This window comes from uncultured Porphyromonas sp., assembly GCF_934359325.1.
In the GTDB taxonomy this organism is placed as follows: domain Bacteria; phylum Bacteroidota; class Bacteroidia; order Bacteroidales; family Porphyromonadaceae; genus Porphyromonas_A.
Genome location: NZ_CAKRLH010000235.1, coordinates 1 through 2,366 on the forward strand (window position 1 = coordinate 1; position 2,366 = coordinate 2,366).

The window sequence follows — 2,366 nt, forward strand, 5'->3', positions numbered from 1 at the left end:
CTTCGTGATCCGGCGCAATCAGACCCCCTACTTCGGTATGGAAATGATGATCACTCTATGACAAAGATTCAGACTCTAATCGTACTCCTGCTCCTCGTGGGGCTGTCCGCCTGCCACCAGCCGGAGCGTCCCGACGTGATGAGCCACGTGACGCTCCAGCTGGACTACAGCGCCCCCTCTCCCGTGGTCCGCCGGAGTTATAAGATCGAGTGGGAAAATCTCAATACCCGCCGTACCACCACCCGCAACTCCGTCACCACCTCTACCCATACGGACGAGCTCTACCGCGGACTCTACGATGTCCGGGTGGAGGGGACGCTCCTCCTGGAGAGCGGCGAGACGGTCTGGATCAGAGGGTCGGCTACTGAGCGGCTCTTTCTGGACAAGGAGGAGACCTGTAGGATCAAAATGCTCCGGATGCTATGAGACGCCTTCTCCTTCTTCCCCTCGTCCTAACGGTCGTGATGAATGCACACGCTGCGGATACGCTTAGCGTGGCCGCCCGATCCTACGAGCGCACGATCGCCTGGCAACAGCTGTGGCTCCGCTACACTGATCAGGTGGCACTCCATCATAGGCAGTACCGCAATTCCCTCTCCTCCTTTGCTGCTCGATACGAAGGGCGTACCGAGACAGAGACGCTCTATGATGAACGAGGACGGGGCGAGAGCATTGTGCGGCTCCGGGCGATGACCTATCTCCTCCCGTCGACAAGGGAGCACCTCTGGGGCTATGCCGACTATGCCAATGGGCGTGTGAAAGAGGTGAAGTGGCGCAGTACCTCTGACTACGATCGGCTCTACCCCTACATCATGGCTGACGAGAAGGGCGGAGACCTGTCGCTGGAGAGGTATACCTTCGGTGGAGGCTACAGCCATCAGCTCTACCGGATCCGACTAGCGGGGGAGATGTACTACCGCTCTCAGCAGGAGTACCGCGCGGTGGATCCGAGACCTCGGAGTATCGTCTCAGATCTACGCCTCTCCACCGGGATTTCTCTCCCGGTCGCTTCCTACGAAGTGGGACTCTCTCTCGACTATGGGCTCTACAAGCAGCGGAGTGGGGTGGCGATCTATAGCCCTATCGGAGGCAGTCTCCAGCGGTTGATGAGTGGTCTCGGGGGCAGCTTCCGGAGGTTTGATACCAATGAGCCCTCTCTCCACTATCGTGGTCGGTCGCTCGGGGCTGCACTCCACCTCCTGCCCCGGAGCGCCGACGAGGGCGTGCGAGCTCTTCTTGGCTACCGGTATAGACACCTGGAGCAGGCGGTGAGTGATATGAATGAAGTGCCGATCCATCACTATGCCGATCATCAGGGGAAGCTATGTATCGGCTACCAGCACCGGGTGGGGACACTCATGGGTGCACTCGATCTCGAGGCAAGTGTCGAGAGCCGCTCCGGAGTAGAGCATATCGTAGGCGAACCTAAGGCTGGGACCTATCCCGTCGTGGGGTACAATGCCAATTTTCACTGCGGCACCGTGGAGGGAAAGCTCTCTTTCTCTCTCGGCGATGCTGCCTATCGATATCCGGGCTGGCACTGGCTTGTACGGCCCGAGGTGGCCTATCTTCATCTCCGGACGAGGGTACTCGAGCCGGAGAAGGAGCTTCGTCTCGACCGTTGGCGTGCGGTCCTCTATGGAGAGGTCTCCCATCGCTGTGAGCGGAGCTACGGCCTTCTCTCCCTTGAGGTGGGCTATGCCCCCGAGGCTGTCGGTCTACTCACGCTTCCCATGGCAGAGATGGAGGAGTCGGTGACGGCTCATCTCCGGCAGAGCTATCGGTCCGCTACAGCGAGGTGTCTCAGCCTCAGCATCGCACCCAGGTACCACCTCCCTATGCCGCTCAAGCCCTCTTGGGGACTCGAGGTGGGCGGTCGCTATCGGCTCGACCACTTCCCCTCCTCGCTCCGTCACTCCCTGCTGGTAGAGATCCAGCTAACCCTATAGACCCATTTTGTAATCTCAAGTATAAAATGATCATGAAACAACTTCATCACCTCTGGGCCCTCGTCGCCCTCCTCTCCGTCCTCCTCGTAGGCTGTAAGCCTGAGGAGAACCGTAAACCCGCCATTGAGAGCGAGTGTGCCTTCACCATAGAGGCACCTGTCGGTCTCAAGGACGCTACCTACAGCGACCTCCAAGTGACGATCAAGGGTAGCCAGGACGGCAAAGAGATCGCCCTCAGGCCTGAGTCCGCCACCTTCCGGCAGAAGCTCCTCGAGGGCAAGTACCAGGTCTCCTTCACAGCGGGCCTCGCCTATCAGTCCGATCGCCTCGGCAAGGTCCGGACGACCGTCTCTATGGAGGAGAGCATCGTCGTGAAGGGCGAGAAGAGCACCTTCACCCTTATCCCTCAGTATACGG

2 protein-coding genes and 1 pseudogene are annotated in these 2,366 nt (G+C 59.5%); all 3 read left to right on the plus strand.

Annotated features, from left to right (window positions below; all coding sequences use genetic code 11):
* Positions 1–57: 57 nt before the first annotated feature.
* The gene (locus tag Q0F21_RS07290) at positions 58–426 is read left to right on the plus strand and encodes a hypothetical protein (protein WP_297238714.1); all 369 of its coding nucleotides are present in this window, start codon (positions 58–60) and stop codon (positions 424–426) included.
* On the plus strand, positions 423–1,949 hold the full coding sequence (locus Q0F21_RS07295) for a DUF6850 family outer membrane beta-barrel protein (protein WP_297238715.1): 1,527 nt from the start codon (positions 423–425) through the stop codon (positions 1,947–1,949). Before Q0F21_RS07290 ends, Q0F21_RS07295 begins: the two co-directional genes overlap by 4 nt.
* Positions 1,950–1,981: 32 nt before the next feature.
* Positions 1,982–2,366, plus strand: a pseudogene (locus tag Q0F21_RS07300) (DUF4876 domain-containing protein); the annotation flags it as partial.